Genomic DNA, 14,427 nt, shown 5'->3' on the forward strand with positions numbered 1-14,427 from the left:
GAGAAGCTGTCGTCCGGCCCGACGGGGGGCACAGACCCCGTTGCATTGAGATGCCAGCCCCGACGCTCCAGTCACACTGGCAGCGGCTACGAGGAGAGGTGCCCGCACACTCGAGGTTGCCCACTTCCCGGCAGTCTCTCCCGGCTGCGGCGGAGAGAGGGAGCCCGCGCGGAAGAGCCAAGCCGACGCCGGTCGGCACGGCTGTCGGTGACAGTCTGCGGCGACCCGGGGCACTGCCCCCGCGGCTGGAATCGTCACCATCAGTGATCGTCGCAGAGCGCTCGGTGGCGCAGCAGTTCGCGGGCGCGGTGCAGCAACCACCGCGCTGATTTCGCCGCCGCACAGGGAGCCACCGCCAGGGCGGCCCGCTGCGTTCGCCATTTCCCGGAACGCACCGCAAGGAGCCCGCCCGCGACGACCATGGGCGCGCTTGCTACCCGATCCGTTCTTCCGGGACCCACCCCTGGAATGGAGGCTTGGGCGGGCCCCAAGAACGTCCTCACGTGTGGCCGCAACTCACGGTATCGGCCCGAACGCCCTGGTCAGACGTTCGTCACATCGAACGGGTCATGCTCGGAGATCAACTTGTCGAGCCGGGCCTTGTCGACGCGGCTCGTCACCTCCTCCACCTCCTGCCGGTCTCGTACGCACTTGGCCAGGGTGAAGCTCGACGTCACGACGAAGATCAGCCCAAGCGCGAGAAACCCCCGCTCCCAGGCACCGACGGGCAGCTTGGTGATGCCGTACGCCACCGCTGCCAGGGCGATCCCGAAAGAGATCGCCGCCTGTGCGAAGAAGGCCGTGGTCGTCGACGGCTGAATTGGTCTGCTCATGACCGTAGGCTCGCCCCTGGGACTCGCCCGCGCATGAGTAGCGGTACTCATCCGGTCCGACCCGCCCAGCCCCTCCGAGGGAGGCGGGGGGTGAGCAGCCACCCCCTGAAGTGCGGTATTGTTCTCGTGCGCGGTCGGCCGGGGGAAAGCCCCAGGTCGCACGGGCACCGGGACGTGGCGCAGCTTGGTAGCGCACTTGACTGGGGGTCAAGGGGTCGCAGGTTCAAATCCTGTCGTCCCGACGGTGTACAGAGCCCGCCGAGTTGGAGAAAAACTCCAGGTCGGCGGGCTTTCGCGTACCACGGAGCGCGGTCACTTAACGACCCGGAGGTGCCGCTTCGGCGGCTCCGTGGGGACCATCTGGGGACCAGGCGGGGCTGGTTCGTCAGCTGCGGGGGCCCCGCGACCGGCCGCCAGGTGCGCGCTGAGCGCCTTGCCCGCCAGATCAACCGACCGAAGATCGGGATGCAGATAGCGCTGCGTAGTGGTGAGCGAGCCGTGCCCGGCGATCTTGCGCAGCACGTGGAGCGGGACGCCGGCATCTGCCATCCAGGTCAGGCCGGTGTGGCGCAGGTCATGCCGCCGCAGGTGCTCGTACCCGAGCTTGACCACGACCTCATCCCAGTGCGTGGCATCCCGCAGGACCGCAGTGGTGATCCGACCGCCGCGGGGACCGGTGAACAGCCGGTTCATGGGGTCATGGCCGACCGCGTCCAGTCGCGCGGCGACCATGGGACGAATCTCGGGGATGATCGGCACGGTCCGGCGGCGCTTGCCCTTGGTGCCCTTGTCGACCAGCCCACCGGGAGCCGTCGTGGTCTGCCGACAGACCTCCCACGTCCATGCCTCGCGGTTAATGTCGCCAGCACGGACGCCGGAGACCTCCCCGATCCGGGCCGCGGTGCATGCAGCGAAGCGCACCACATCACCCCAGCCCCCGTATTCATCGGCTGACCGGACGACGAGCGCAAATGCCAGCTCATCCAGCGCGGCCCAGTCGGGCAACGCCAATGAGCGCGGATCGTCCAGTTCGTCCTCCGCCAGCTTGTACTGTCGCTGCCAGCCGGTGACTCGTGCCGGATTGCGGTCCACGATGCCGTCACGCGCGGCCTGTTCCATGACGCGGACCAGCGCGGCCAAGGTGTTCTTGACCGTGGAACGCCCTTCACCGTCCGCGATCCAGCCATGGACCACGCGATCCACCACACCATGGGTGATCATGGGGATTTGGAGATGGCCGAGCGCCGGAACGACACGGAGGTCCCAGCCGGCGCGGTAGGGGTGCATTGTCTTGGCCTCCAGGCCCCGCATGGCGACATCCCATTCCAACTCGCCGTACTCGGCAAGGGTGGTCGTGGCGGTCGCTGGGCTGACTCCGCGCCCTGCGAGACGTTGCATACGGGCGATCCACGTCTGTGCCTCTGCGTCGGTGCGGAATGCTTCCGACCGTGACTGCCGCCTCTTGCTGACCGGATCGACCCAGCGGACCCGGGCGCGATAGGGCGTCCGGCGATCCTCGCGACACTCGATGTCGACCGAGAGCGCTATCCCGATTGGAAGCAGTTGTTGACCCGTCATGCCACCTGCCCGGGAACGACACGGCATGCGGTCAGCCACGCCTCAACGTCAGCCACGCTATACATGGTCACGCGCGAGGTCAGCCGCACGAAAGGCGGCCCTTGCGGCGGCGAGGAGGTACGCCAACGACGCAACGTCGAGGCATCGACACCAAGCAGTTCCGCGACCTCTTCCGTTGTGTACCAACCGCCGTGCAGCAGGTCTGGGCTCTCTGCCTCTCCGCTGAAGCCAGCACCAGCGAGGCGGTCCACGGTCGCCAGCAGTGCAGTGAGCTGAGTAGTCGTCAGGGTGCGTTTCACCGTTGCTCCCTCCTCCCTCTCTGGCTGAGGTCTTGCATGGCTTCTCGGGCTGTTTCTCGGTTGAGGCGGATGTCTTCGGCGATGGAGGCGGCGAGGACGGATTCGCCGGGAGTGTGGCCGTGGCCGGCATAGTGCCAGTCAGCCAGCACCAGCGTGGTGTCCGGCTCGGGTAAGCCGAGGGCGTGGCGTTGTTCGGCTGCGCGGTAGTCGGCGCGCACTTGGCGCCGCTCGCCGAAGGTGGAGGAGTAGCGGCGGGACTTGGTGAGGAAGTGGCCGCGGAAGCCCAGCATGTGGGCCCAGGCCCGCAGTCTGCGGTCGGGGTAGAGCGGGTCGAGGTTCCAGCAGGCGCGGATCAGCCGCCGGGCATGGTCGGGCACCTGGTGCCGGTCGAGTTCGCCGAGTTCGCCGATGCGGCGGTCGAGGGTGCCAGTGGTCTCGGCTGCTTTGGTGGCGTACTTGGCGACGTAGGAGGCGACCTTCTGTTCGGTGATGTCGTCGGTGTCGAACGCCGTGATGGGCCGGACGTCGAGTTTGTGGCCCCAGCACAGGGAGCGTGCAGGCTGTCCGTCGGCTGCGGGCACAGGCACGGTGGTGTAGGGATGCTTCCTGGCCTTGCGGATCGCGTCGGTGAGCAGTTCGGTCGTGGCCCACTTCGGTGGAAGCGTGTCGGGCCCGTCGGGTCCGTCGATGCGGATGACAGCGTGGAAGTGGATGGCCCCGCGCTGTTGGAACTCGGCGACCTTGTTGAACGAGAGCCGGGCTGATTCTTTGAAGGCCTTCTGGGTGAGCCCGGCGGCTGCGGCGAGTTCGCGGCGGAGCCGGTTGATGAACCGGTGCCACAGCTCGCCTGCGTGGTTGTTGAACAGCACTGCACCGGCGTAGTCGTAGGTGTCGGGGGCGAGCGGTGTGCCCAGGGCGGGATCCTCTTTCCGGTGGCGGGTGCCACAGCGGCAGCGACCGGTTTCGGGGATGTTGTGCACACGCCCGAAGGAGGGAGCGGTGAGCGTGGCGAAGACCCGGGGCCGCTCCCGGACGGCGGCGGGGATGTTCATCGTGTCGTCGCCGGCCAGGCCCGCACGAACGAGGCGGTAGGCGTCGCCTGCGTAGAGGTAGGCGCAGGGCTGGCAGCGGGAGGCGCGGCGGTTGCCGCAGGCGATGCGCAGTCGGCCGCCGGGCTCCTCCTGGGTCGAGTACGTATGCAGGACTTGGCCGGTGCTCTTGTCCCGAGTGAGGGACCAGCCGGTGAGGTGGATGGGCTGGGCGCATCCGCCGGTCCTCTTGATCTGGTCTTGCCAGCGGTCGAAGTCGGGGGCCGAAGCCACCCTGAGCAGGTCGCCCAGGGTGGTCGGATCCAGCGTGTCAGCCACAGGCAGCCCCCAGCGCAGCAGCGAGGAGCGGGGAGGCCAGTAGCCCAGCAGGCGGGGTCCACAGACCACGCGCACCAGGCCACGACAGCGGCTCGGCGAGCGGGACGACGGCGGACAGTCGCCAGTGCCAACTACCGCGGGCGGACCAGAGCGTGCACCACCCGTCGTCCTCGTGGCAGCCCTCCAGGCGGGCAACGGCGACCACGGCACCCCGAGGCAAGGGGCGACGCAGGAACGGCCGGGCCAGCGGCGCGTCCTTCGCGTTCGGGTCGGTGGTGCGTCCGGCGTGGATGAGAACCAGGCTTCGGTGATCGGTGGGCCAGGTGCGGTTCTCGATCCGCTTGGTTCCGTAGGCAATGGCGCTTGCCCAGGGCTGCCACACGGTCAGCGCGAGGACCTCGGGAGCGGGGACGGGGGTGTTCATGCGCTCACCGCCTCGGTTGCGAGCGAGAACACCGCGTAGATGCCGAGCGTGGAGCGTCCCAGTTGCGTGGTGAACTCCATCTTGGTGCGCTTATTCAGCGCGCTGAGGGTGACGTCGTTGGTGTCGATGTGGAGGGCTTCGCGCCACGCTTCCAAGTCGCTGGCGCTGTCGAGCAGAACGCGGGCTTCGTTGGGTGTGATGCTGCTTGTGGTGATGTAGCCGCCGGGCAGGTCCGGGTGTGTCTGGGCGAAGCGGGCCAGTGCTGCGAGCACGGCCGCTTGGGTGCCGAGTGCGTTCCATTCGATCTCGTTCATGCCGACCCCTGCCGCTCCAGCGGGCTGCCGGTGACGGTCTCGACAAGGGCGGAGACGAGGACTTCGGCGACGGGCGGTGTGACGGCGTTGCCGAATTGGCGGACGCGCTCGCGCTTGTTGCCCAGCACGGTATAGGCCTCGTGGAAGGCCATGGCGCGGCCGATCTCGCACGGCTCCAGCATCCGGAAGAACACGTCCTCCACCGCGGTCGTCGTCCCAGTGGCCAGGGCGTAGCGGTCACGAGTGGTCAGCGTGGCCACCGGCTCGCTGACCGGCTGGGCCTTGCCCTTGCCGTAGTACGGCACCAGCAAGGCAGCGTCCTCGGAGGCGAAGCCGGGTCCGGTGACCAGGCCGTGGTGGTTGCCGGAGGCGGTGACGGTGGCCAGCGGGTCGGTGACGGGTCGGGCGCGTTCCTTGTCGCCGCCGCCGCGCAGCGGGATCACATAGGGCAGCCAGGCCAGCCCGGTTTCGTTGCGGGCGGTCTGGGTGCGCAGCGGCACCGAGGCGGGTGCGGCCTGCTTGCCGTCGCGACCCTCCACGGGCACGAGCAGAGGCGGGAGAGCCAAGGCGTCGTTCTCGCGGGTGGTGCGGGTGGGCATCGGGTCTGTGACCGGTGCCGGTTCGGTGCGCCAGGTGTCACCGGCCGGGACGAGTGTCGGGGTGCCGTACCTGGCCAGTCCGGTGCGGATGCGGGCCATGGTGGCGGCGGCGAGCGGTTCCGTTCGGTCGCCGATGCGCTTGCCCGCCAGAGTCCAGTCGATCGCGGTTGCAGCGGGCAAAACGTCAGGTTCGACGACGGAGCTGCGGCAGCGGGCGTTGGGGCAGCGGTAGAGGTACTGCTGCCGGTAGCGGCCCATGTCCCGGCGCGGGTTCTTGAACACCTGCACCGCACTCACCTGGACTTCGCAGACCGGGCACCAGGCATGCGGGCGCAGCCACTTGTTCCAGTCCGGGGCCCGTCCTAACGAGCGGTGCCAGTAGGCAAGATAGAGCCGGTCGCGGGACTGAGGCGCGAAGACCGTACGCACCGGACGGGCGTGCATCGAGTTGAAGGCGATCAGCTTGGTCTCGTAGCCGATCGCGCGGATCTGGGCCCGCCAGGTGGTCCACAGGTCCCAGGCGCGCACGTCGATGACGTTCTCGACCACGCCGGCCAGCACCGGACGCCCACGCCGGGCGCACGAGTCCAGGTAGCGAGGAACATCCCACATCAGGGCACGGGACCGGTCGGTAGCCGGATCGGGCAGCGTCTCGCCGAACAGGTCGGGTTGCTTATCGAAGTCGCGGCGCTTGCCCCGGGCGTTGGACCACTGCGGGCACTCCGGAGAAGCCCAGAACAGATCAGCGGCCGGGAAGCGGGCCACGTCCGCGTCGTGCAGATCACCTTTGAAGTGGTCGACGTCGGGGAAGTTCGCCGAATGCGAGGCGATCGCACGGTCCCAGTGATTGGCCGCCAGGACCGGAGCGACACCCGGGACTGAGGCGGAGCCCAGGGAGGAGCCGCCGACGCCTGCGAAGAAGTCGATGTAGGTCAGCACGACACACCCTCCTTGACCGTCGAGGTGCCCGTGGTGACGAGCCAGCGGGGGGCGGTGCCGGTGCCATGGCAGGCTGGGCAGATGACGGGCAGGGTGGTGCGGGTGCCGTCCTGGTTGCGGGTGCCGGTGGTGACGGCGACGGTGGGGAAGCCGTCGCAGTCGGGGCAGATCCGGGCAGCGCGAGCCGTGCGGTCGGGCATCATGGGAGTTCCTTCCGGTTTCAGTGATCGGGTAGGGGCTGGGCCGTCCGGACGGCGGATGCTTGGCGGTTGAGGCCGCCCGGGGGCCGGTCATTTGCGCGGGGGCTTGGGCACCTCCAGGGCGAGGGTGATGAGTCCGCCGCCGCCGATGAGGGTGGGAACCGCAGCCTTGATCGCTACTGCGGTCGTGGTGGCCACCTGCACAAGGGACAGCACGGCCACGGTGGTGATGTAGACCAGGCCGCAGACGCCGATGGCGGCCACGAGGATCAGGACCACCGGGCCGACCCATGAACGGGGCGTGGTGTGGACGATGACGACCGATTGAGGGTCGGCGCCCGGCGGGATCAAGTCGGCCGGGATGTGTCCGCTTCGGAGCTGGGCATCGGGACGGATCACGGTGGTTCTCCCTTCCGGATCAGGTCACTTGGTGGTGCCGTTGACGACGTCGACACCGGTCCGGGTGCCGGACTCGATGGCCGGGGCAAGGAAGGTGTCGGCGAGCAGGAAGCCGCCGAGGAGGAGCACGACGATCAGCCAGGTCGGCGGGCGCATGAGCTTGATCCCGAAGTAGCCGAATACGGCGACCACGAGAACCAGGGGCAGTTCGACATTCACGGCCGGTCAGTCCTTTCCGGTGAGTTGGAGAGCGATGGCGTCAGCGAGCTGCGGGGCGACGCCGAGGCGGGCGCGCAGCGTGGCGGGGTCGATCGGCGTGCCGGTGGCGGTGTGGTGTGCGTCGCCGACCTTGCGGGCGTGCGCGAGGAGCGCGGCGGGCACCGGGATGGCGGGCGGCAGCGCCGGAACCGATTCGCTCTCGTGAGCCGGAACCGGGGCGGGTTGGTCGCGGATGACGGCGACATCCGAGGCCGGTTCGGCGTCCGGGGCTGACTTGGCGCGCGGTTGCGTGGGTGTGTGGACGAGAAGGGTGCCGCCGAGGAAGGCGAGGGCGGGCCAGCCGGCCACCAGGATGCGCAGCCATGCGGGGACGTCGTCCAGGTCGAGCAGGCCCGCAGTCGCGACGTTCGCACCGAGGGATGCGGCCAGGGCAACGGTGAACCAGGTCCACGCAGCGCGGGTCGGGCCGCCATCGCTACGCAGGATGCGAAGCCGTCGCCAGGCCGCGACGAGCAGCAGGTCGACGCTGATGGGGTAGGCCCAGGCTTTCCAGCCGTCTTGTCCGGCAGCGGCGGCGATGTCGTGCAGGTGGGCGAAGGACAGGGCACCGGCGATCACGGCTTGCACCAGCACGGCATCGATCCGGGCGAGGTAGCGGCGCATCTCGGTTCTCCTTCCTGTAGGCCGGGGCCGGGAGGGATGCAGGCGACCAGCCGCCCGGCACGCGGGCGTTCAGCTCGGGTCGGGGGCTTGGCCGGTGCCGAAGCAGGTCAGGCAGAGGGCTTCCTGCCGGTCGGTGCTCTCGCGCTTGCTGCGGGTGCCGACCTTGAAGGCTTCGGAGACCTGACCGGTGGCGCAGTCCGGACACGGCTTGGGTTGCTCTGGGCCGGTCGGCGGGCGGCGCGCTTGGGTGCCGTCACGGGTTTCTCCTTTCGGGCATGGCGGGGGTAGGGACCTGGCGCGAAGCGGTCACGCCAACCGGTGTGGAACGAGGAACTACGGGCCGCTGGGAGACGCGAGCGCTACGGCCGCCGGTGCGGGGATCGCGGTCTGTGGCCGGAACGGGTCCAAGGCCGGGATCTGCGGGGTGAGGTGCGCGAACTCGCGGCATACCGTGGCGACTTCACCGAGCGTCGTCTTGGGTGTGCGGATGCGGGACCAGCCGCCCGAGGAGTCACCGGCGATGGCGGTTCCCGCCCGCTCGGGAGCGATGTTGGTCGCGGCGAAGACGGCGAGTTCGTTGATGTCGCCCAGGCCCATTTCGGCGGTCTGCTGGTCGTTGCAGCGGTGCACCACGCGGCCGGTGAGCTGGGCACGCAGGGCGGTTGCGCCCTTGCCGAGCTCGGAGCCGAAGCGCTGCCCGCACACCTCAAGGTAGATGCCGACCGCGCGGGCCAGCTGCGCGAGGCGGACGAGCTGGGTGACCATGCGGTCCCGGCGCGCGGTGTCTGCCTTGGAGGTGATCAGGAATAGTTCGGCGATCTCATCGATCAACACCACGATCGGAACTGGGCGCAGCTTGCGCGGCAGGCCCCAGATGTCGGAGGTGATGTCCTCCAGCGGGGTGCCCGGGGCGATGCCCTGGTGCAGGCACAGCAGGTCGAAGCGCTCTTCCATCTCCACGACCAGGGCGTCCAGCAGCCCATCGGCCTGATCGGGTGTGATGGCAAGCGCGGAGAGACGGGGGGCGAAGGGACTCTGTTCCACGCCGCGCTTGCAGTCGATGCCGACCAGGGCGACATCCAGGGGCGCGAGACCTTTGATCAGGCAGCGCTGGAACATCGACTTACCCGACTTGTTCGCACCCAGCGTGAGGGCGTGAGGGATGTCTTGGTAGTTCCGCACATAGGGCAGGCCGTCTTCCCGCAGGGCGACCGTCGCGGAGAGCGGTCCGGTAGGCAGCCGGCGCGGCATGCGCACGTGGTCGAGGATGTCGAAGCCGGTCAGGCGCAGGTCGACCACGCCGGGTTTGACCTCAGAGACGTGGACCGAGTAGATGCCCCAGGCGTGGCGCAGCCGTTCGGCCGACTTGACCACGTCTTCTGGTGCCAGCCCCGCAGCAAGCCGCAGGCGAAGGCGGAGGCCGGTGCTGGTGGGGCGGACACCGCGAATCCTCGGGATTCCCGGGCGGGCCACCTGCTCGCCGGCAGAGAGCTTATGGGCGAAGACCTTCCACCAGGGCGGGGCGACGGTCAGCTCGCAGGCTTCCATCGTCTGACGGTAGGAGGAGAGGACCCGGTACAGGGCGGCCGGGAGACCGACCAGAGTCCAGTACACGGCGGGGGCCTTGACGCGGGCCACCAGGAGCAGGGCGGTGACTATCACCACCAGGGCTAAGAGTGTTGCTCCAGACATGGCTGTCAGCCCTTGCCGTTGGCGGCGGCGGCCGGAACCTGCTGCGCCATGACCGCGGTGGCGCGGTAGCTGATGCCGTGCCCGAAATCGTTCTCCCACGGGCGGGCCACCAGACCGGGCAGGGCCACCGGCGCTCCGGGGAACAGGTCCGGCTGAATGCCGTCCTCGGAGACCACGATGGTAAGCGCGTCCGGGCGGCCGTCCACGATCACGGCCACGCTCACGTTGAACAGCGTCTTACCGGACTGCTTGTCGATCGCGACCTCTCCGGTCTCCCGGTTCTTGACCTTCGGCTCAGGGGCCTGGATGAGCATCACCGTCATTGCGGCGGTGTCCACGGGGATCTGACGCATGGCTTGCCTCCCAGAAGGGATCGAGGGTGTGTGTGTGTACGTACATAGTCGGCTTGGCATACCTAGTTGTCAAGGCGTTCTTGGCTTGCCTAGTTGGGCGAATTGCCGCGAAGCTGGACTCTGTGACGACCGCGAAGAGAGTGGACATGATCGAGAAGACCGGCGTACCCGCTTATCTCCAGATCGCCGGGAACCTGCGCGAGCAGATCCAGCAGGGCCTGTTGACGCCCGAGGAGCCGCTTCCGTCGACTGCGGAACTCGGTCGCCAGTACGGAGTGTCAGCGAGCGTCGTCAAGGCCGCGATCAGCGTTCTTCGCACCGAGGGTCTCGTCGTTGGGCAACAAGGGAAGGGGGTGTTCGTCCGCCCCGCCGGCCAGGATCAGCAGCCGGAAGGCGTCGACGACGATGCCCTTGCCGCCCAACTCGGTGAGATCCAGAGCGCGATCCAGGATCTTTCAGGTCGAATGGCAGCGATCGAAGCCGCAGTGTTCCCAAAGAGCTCTCGAACTGACCGATCCGGCAATTAAGTTCGTCCAACTCTGCTCGGATGACACTCATCCGGCGCAGCAGAGCCTGTCTCTGATCTTGGGTCCGTGTCATGGCTAACCACTCCGTCTCTGGATGCTCCGCCCCTGGCTAGCGGGCTTGCATCCATTGACGCCCAGTAGTCGCAACATCGCCATGGACCGGATGTGGACACGAGATCGGCCGGGGAACTGTCCACATGGGAGGGATGAATCTTGGCCCAGGAGCCCCGAAAGCTCACTCCTACCAGGTCTGCTCAGGATCTTCTCGGCGCGGAACTTCGGCACTGGCGCGAGGTTCGCGGACTCTCGCAGGACGAGGTTGGCGCGCGAGTCTTCACCAGCGGCGATACGTTAAGCAAGGTAGAGGGCGCAAAGCGCTTCCCATCACGGGAAGTGGTTGAAGGCTGCGACGAGGTCCTTGGCACTGGCGGGATCTTGACTCGGCTATGGGATCTTGCAGACGCCCAGCGACTTGACGGACGCACACGGTCAGCCAAGCAGTCAAACCATGTGGACACTTCCTCTCTCGATCTCCAGGGCGCCCTCTCCGCAGGCACGATGAAGCTGCGGATAGATGAGGAGGGCAACGTGTGGGCCGAGGTCAATCGACGATCGTTTCTCGTGGGCAGTGCTGCCGCATTACTCAGCCAAGGGACTGCCAGCGGCGCCGCCGGTCTCGACGGCCTCTCTCCCGGAGTGAGCGCAGCAGATGATCCCTTTGGGTTCGCCAGATTGGTGACCTCGAAGTGGCCCGACCTACGACTCTCCCGCCCAGTACCCGACTTCGGAGTTGACTGGACTGCCCTCATGCCGGGGGGACACTCGATGCTCGGTGCCAACATCCCGCTGCAACTGCACCCCGCTCGGATCGATGGCGGCCGGGCACTCGTCTCCATCCCCGACAAACGCCGCGCCGGCAGCTTCCTGGACCGCCCTGGACGTGGCCTGCTCATTGGAGCTGCGGGCAGCGACGATTCGCCCGAGTTCTATCTGCTCGATGGTCGAAACGTCCGAGGGCGCCTGAGTCGCGCCGCAGGCATCCAAGAGGTCACTGCACCCCTTGCCTACGAGCTGGACGATCTGACCTACGGCATCCTCTGGGCTGTCTCCAACTACGACGATGCATTGCAGGCAGACGATCAGGACTTGGCCGAGACGCGGACCGATCTCGAACGGTACGACCGTCTGTCCTCGTCAGCCGTAAGCCGGGAAGCCGCGCCGGGACTCAACTCCGTTGCCCACATGTGGCTCGGATCGGACTTCTGCGCGCGCCACATCCTCAAGGCGTTGCCCGACCTGCCGGAGCTACCGGCGTTCTGGACCCGAGAGCAGCGTGGCGAGGAAGCCAGTGCGTGGCTGATCTTCGATCACAAGTACCCGTACCTTCAAGCGACGACCCAGGCACTGGGAGGGCCGAGTACACGCACGTTCTGCGTGCCCGAGGCCATCGTTGAAGCTTCACCCCGACATGAGCGGATCTTGCTCTTCCTGGCTGTGGCGCTCATGGAGTCTCTCGGCATTCATGCGCAGTTCACCACGGACGCGTCATACGAAGCCGTCGAAGGGTTCGTTGTCTCGCCCAACAAGGAGGCGATCATCGCCAACTGGGTTCGAGGCGACGGCATGTGGCATGTCGACGTGACCGGACGGACATCGATCGTCCGTGCATTCACCAACGCCGCAGGCGATGTTGCAGCAGATTCGATCATCGAGGCGCCCACGGCGTCGGAACGTCTGCGCGCCCTGGCGCACTACCTCGATCTTCCTTGGACCTGGATGATCCATCGATGCGCCCAGCTCGGCAAGTACGGGACATCGGGCCTGATCCAGTCCCGAAGCCGACTCGTATCAGCAGCCGGCCTCGACGCGGCCTGCTCGTACGTCGGTGCACTGCCGATCGACAGCTAGCCTGCAAGCCGCAAACCACAAAGAGGGAGGCTCAGATGACGGACACGCGTCGACGCGTTGCGGTGTTCTCACTCGGTGGCACCATCGCGATGACCTCGCAGGATGCGGGCGGTGCGACCCCGACGCTCTCAGCCAGTGATCTAGTGGCAGCCGTACCAGGTCTCGCCGAGACCGGTGTCGCGATCGAGGTCCACGACTTCCGACGATTGCCCGGTGCGTCACTGGCCTTCCGCGACCTACTCGATCTCGTCGAGGAAATCGAAGCGCTCGATGTGGACGGCGTGGTGATCACGCAGGGCACGGACACCATCGAAGAGACCTCGTACCTGATCGACCTCGTGTACCCAGCCGAGATGCCGATCGTGGTCACGGGAGCGATGCGCAACGCGAGCATGGCGGGCGCCGACGGGCCGGCCAATGTGCTTGCTGCCGTCCGCGTCGCTGCCAGCAGCGAGGCCCGGGGGACCGGGGCCGTGGTCGTGTTCGGCGAGGAGATCCACGCCGCCCGTTGGGTACGCAAGGCTCACGCCACCAGCCCTACGGCGTTCACGTCCTACCCAGGACCGGTTGGCTACGTTGCCGAGGACCGAGTACGGATCTGGAGCCAGCCGACCGAAGAGCCGAAGATCCCGCGCCAGCAACTCAGCAACGACGCCCGGACCGCGGTCGCGCTCATCGGACTCGGAGATGATGGGGTCGTACTGCGTGCCATCGGAGCGCAGGTCGACGGCTTGGTTGTTGCCGCCTTCGGCGCCGGGCATGTGCCTATGGGGTGCGTCGATGCGTTGGCAGACCTTGCCAAGGAGATGCCGGTGATCCTGGCGACGCGCACCGGGGCCGGACCTGTCCTGACCGATACTTACGGATTCCCCGGATCAGAAGCCGATCTGTTGTCCCGTGGGCTCCTCGCGGCCAACACCCTCGGGCCGATCAAGGCGCGGATTCTTCTCCAGCTCCTGCTGATGCGAAGTGCCGATCACAGCGAGATCGCAGAGCATCTCAGCCGCATCCACTGACCGACGCCCACATCCCGAGAGGACTGTCTTGCGCAGCTACGAGTTGACCACCGGCCGAACCTTCGGGGTCGCCTTCGACCACGGCGACGACTTCTTTCCCACGCTCGCCGAGTTCTGCCGCAGCAACGGCGTTCGGCACGGATACATCCCCATGTTCATCGCGGGCTTCGCCGAGGCCGAGATCGTCGGCGCGTGCGAGAAGTTGGAAGACCCACAGGCCCCAGTGTGGAGCAAGGTCCACTTGACCGGGGTCGAGGCGATGGGATGCGGAACTCTCGCGTACGACGCCGAGACGGACACCGTGCTGCCGCACATCCATACGTCACTCGGAGAGAAGGCGCGTTCGGCCAACGGGCACACGAGTCATCTGCTCAGCGGCCAGGTGCAATTCCTTGTCGAGATGCTCGTGGTCGAGGTGATCTCACCGGTCATGACCCGTCCGCAGAATCCGGACCTTTACAACGTCCCCCTGCTGACCTTCGGTGCATGAGCTGCACACGCTGCCGCAGCAGCAGCGCGGACAGACTTTCCCTACATCATCAAGGCTCGCTGCGCTCGCTGCCCGACCTGGAGTTCGGTCAGCGAGCGAGGATCATTGCCAGCCCAGCCGCCGCCACGCAGCTCGGCCACACGGGTGGCTTCTACCCCTCACCCGCCATGCGCTCGAGTGGCCCCCAGAAGGCTTCAACGACTCCAGGCACCGTCCCATCGGGAGTACGGCGGAAGCTCGGGAGAACACCACAGTTGACGCTTGGGGCGTCTGCTTTCCCGGCCTCCTGAACTGCGTAGCAGTCTGATGCTGCGATCAGAGGTGCCGCGCCAAGGGCGCGGCGCGCCGGCCGGTCGCCGACGCGCTTGCCCCTCCATGTCTACGCCACCGGGGCCGCGCGTCGTCGCCCGCCCGCGCCACAAGGGGGCGAAAAGACCAGGCCGGGGGTGGGGACGGACGGCTCCGCGGCTTTACCCAGGGTAAAGCCCAAGACCGGGAAGTTAGCCGGGGGACGTGGCGTGTCAAGGGCGGAGATGGGCTGGGTTGACGTGGCAACGGAGCCCCTGTCGGACTGTGAGTGTCGAAGTCGCAGTTCGAGGGAGCTCCG

General features: G+C 67.5%; 17 protein-coding genes, 1 tRNA gene and 1 pseudogene. 6 read left to right on the top strand and 13 right to left on the bottom strand.

What is annotated here, in order from left to right; genetic code table 11:
* Positions 1 to 542: 542 nt before the first annotated feature.
* Positions 543 to 833 (bottom strand): YiaA/YiaB family inner membrane protein, encoded by a 291-nt coding sequence (locus ACTWQE_RS31015; protein ID WP_443332411.1) that lies wholly within the window; start codon positions 831 to 833, stop codon positions 543 to 545.
* 168 nt (positions 834 to 1,001) lie between these two features.
* Between ACTWQE_RS31015 and ACTWQE_RS31020 the strand changes: the two genes are divergently transcribed.
* Positions 1,002 to 1,075 (top strand) — tRNA-Pro (locus ACTWQE_RS31020).
* Between the two features lie 70 nt (positions 1,076 to 1,145).
* Here the strand turns inward: ACTWQE_RS31020 and ACTWQE_RS31025 are convergent.
* The 12 genes from ACTWQE_RS31025 to ACTWQE_RS31080 all read right to left on the bottom strand — a co-directional run bounded on the left by ACTWQE_RS31025 (position 1,146) and on the right by ACTWQE_RS31080 (position 9,879).
* Positions 1,146 to 2,450, bottom strand: coding sequence for a tyrosine-type recombinase/integrase (locus ACTWQE_RS31025; RefSeq protein ID WP_443332412.1), 1,305 nt, complete (start codon positions 2,448 to 2,450; stop codon positions 1,146 to 1,148).
* Positions 2,408 to 2,710 carry a helix-turn-helix transcriptional regulator gene (locus ACTWQE_RS31030; RefSeq protein ID WP_443332413.1) on the bottom strand — a complete coding sequence of 101 codons (303 nt, stop codon included), beginning with the start codon at positions 2,708 to 2,710 and terminating at the stop codon, positions 2,408 to 2,410. The genes ACTWQE_RS31025 and ACTWQE_RS31030 overlap by 43 nt, the downstream gene beginning before the upstream one ends.
* Complete coding sequence (repSA, locus tag ACTWQE_RS31035; protein ID WP_443332414.1) at positions 2,707 to 4,077, bottom strand: replication initiator protein RepSA; 1,371 nt, start codon at positions 4,075 to 4,077, stop codon at positions 2,707 to 2,709. Before repSA ends, ACTWQE_RS31030 begins: the two co-directional genes overlap by 4 nt.
* Positions 4,070 to 4,501, bottom strand: a complete 432-nt coding sequence (locus ACTWQE_RS31040; protein WP_443332415.1) for an ASCH domain-containing protein — start codon at positions 4,499 to 4,501, stop codon at positions 4,070 to 4,072. The genes repSA and ACTWQE_RS31040 overlap by 8 nt, the downstream gene beginning before the upstream one ends.
* Positions 4,498 to 4,815, bottom strand: coding sequence for a hypothetical protein (locus ACTWQE_RS31045; RefSeq protein ID WP_443332416.1), 318 nt, complete (start codon positions 4,813 to 4,815; stop codon positions 4,498 to 4,500). The genes ACTWQE_RS31040 and ACTWQE_RS31045 overlap by 4 nt, the downstream gene beginning before the upstream one ends.
* Entirely contained in the window at positions 4,812 to 6,353 is a 1,542-nt protein-coding gene (locus ACTWQE_RS31050; protein WP_443332417.1) for a DNA cytosine methyltransferase, read from the bottom strand. The genes ACTWQE_RS31045 and ACTWQE_RS31050 overlap by 4 nt, the downstream gene beginning before the upstream one ends.
* Entirely contained in the window at positions 6,347 to 6,553 is a 207-nt protein-coding gene (locus tag ACTWQE_RS31055; protein WP_443332418.1) for a hypothetical protein, read from the bottom strand. Before ACTWQE_RS31055 ends, ACTWQE_RS31050 begins: the two co-directional genes overlap by 7 nt.
* A 90-nt stretch (positions 6,554 to 6,643) precedes the next feature.
* The gene (locus ACTWQE_RS31060) at positions 6,644 to 6,952 is read right to left on the bottom strand and encodes a hypothetical protein (RefSeq protein WP_443332419.1); all 309 of its coding nucleotides are present in this window, start codon (positions 6,950 to 6,952) and stop codon (positions 6,644 to 6,646) included.
* A 24-nt stretch (positions 6,953 to 6,976) separates the two neighbouring features.
* Entirely contained in the window at positions 6,977 to 7,171 is a 195-nt protein-coding gene (locus tag ACTWQE_RS31065) for a hypothetical protein (protein ID WP_443332420.1), read from the bottom strand.
* A gap of 6 nt (positions 7,172 to 7,177) precedes the next feature.
* Positions 7,178 to 7,834: a DUF2637 domain-containing protein gene (locus tag ACTWQE_RS31070; protein ID WP_443332421.1), complete on the bottom strand. Its 657-nt coding sequence runs from the start codon at positions 7,832 to 7,834 to the stop codon at positions 7,178 to 7,180.
* A gap of 333 nt (positions 7,835 to 8,167) precedes the next feature.
* The gene (locus tag ACTWQE_RS31075) at positions 8,168 to 9,526 is read right to left on the bottom strand and encodes an FtsK/SpoIIIE domain-containing protein (RefSeq protein ID WP_443332422.1); all 1,359 of its coding nucleotides are present in this window, start codon (positions 9,524 to 9,526) and stop codon (positions 8,168 to 8,170) included.
* A gap of 5 nt (positions 9,527 to 9,531) precedes the next feature.
* Positions 9,532 to 9,879, bottom strand: a complete 348-nt coding sequence (locus ACTWQE_RS31080; protein ID WP_443332423.1) for an SCO3933 family regulatory protein — start codon at positions 9,877 to 9,879, stop codon at positions 9,532 to 9,534.
* Positions 9,880 to 10,025: 146 nt separating this feature from the next.
* On the opposite strand from ACTWQE_RS31080, the gene ACTWQE_RS31085 reads away from it, so the two are divergent.
* The 5 genes and pseudogenes from ACTWQE_RS31085 to ACTWQE_RS31105 all read left to right on the top strand — a co-directional run bounded on the left by ACTWQE_RS31085 (position 10,026) and on the right by ACTWQE_RS31105 (position 13,820).
* On the top strand, positions 10,026 to 10,406 hold the full coding sequence (locus ACTWQE_RS31085) for a GntR family transcriptional regulator (RefSeq protein WP_443332424.1): 381 nt from the start codon (positions 10,026 to 10,028) through the stop codon (positions 10,404 to 10,406).
* Between the two features lie 213 nt (positions 10,407 to 10,619).
* Positions 10,620 to 10,841, top strand: a pseudogene (locus tag ACTWQE_RS31090) (helix-turn-helix domain-containing protein); the annotation flags it as partial.
* A 75-nt stretch (positions 10,842 to 10,916) separates the two neighbouring features.
* Complete coding sequence (locus ACTWQE_RS31095; RefSeq protein ID WP_443332427.1) at positions 10,917 to 12,314, top strand: hypothetical protein; 1,398 nt, start codon at positions 10,917 to 10,919, stop codon at positions 12,312 to 12,314.
* Between the two features lie 35 nt (positions 12,315 to 12,349).
* Positions 12,350 to 13,330 (top strand): asparaginase, encoded by a 981-nt coding sequence (locus tag ACTWQE_RS31100; RefSeq protein ID WP_443332425.1) that lies wholly within the window; start codon positions 12,350 to 12,352, stop codon positions 13,328 to 13,330.
* 28 nt (positions 13,331 to 13,358) lie between these two features.
* Positions 13,359 to 13,820 carry a PPC domain-containing DNA-binding protein gene (locus ACTWQE_RS31105; protein WP_443332426.1) on the top strand — a complete coding sequence of 154 codons (462 nt, stop codon included), beginning with the start codon at positions 13,359 to 13,361 and terminating at the stop codon, positions 13,818 to 13,820.
* The last annotated feature ends 607 nt before the right edge of the window (positions 13,821 to 14,427 follow it).

Source organism: Streptomyces sp. 8N706 (genome assembly GCF_052245415.1).
In the GTDB taxonomy this organism is placed as follows: Bacteria; Actinomycetota; Actinomycetes; order Streptomycetales; family Streptomycetaceae; genus Streptomyces.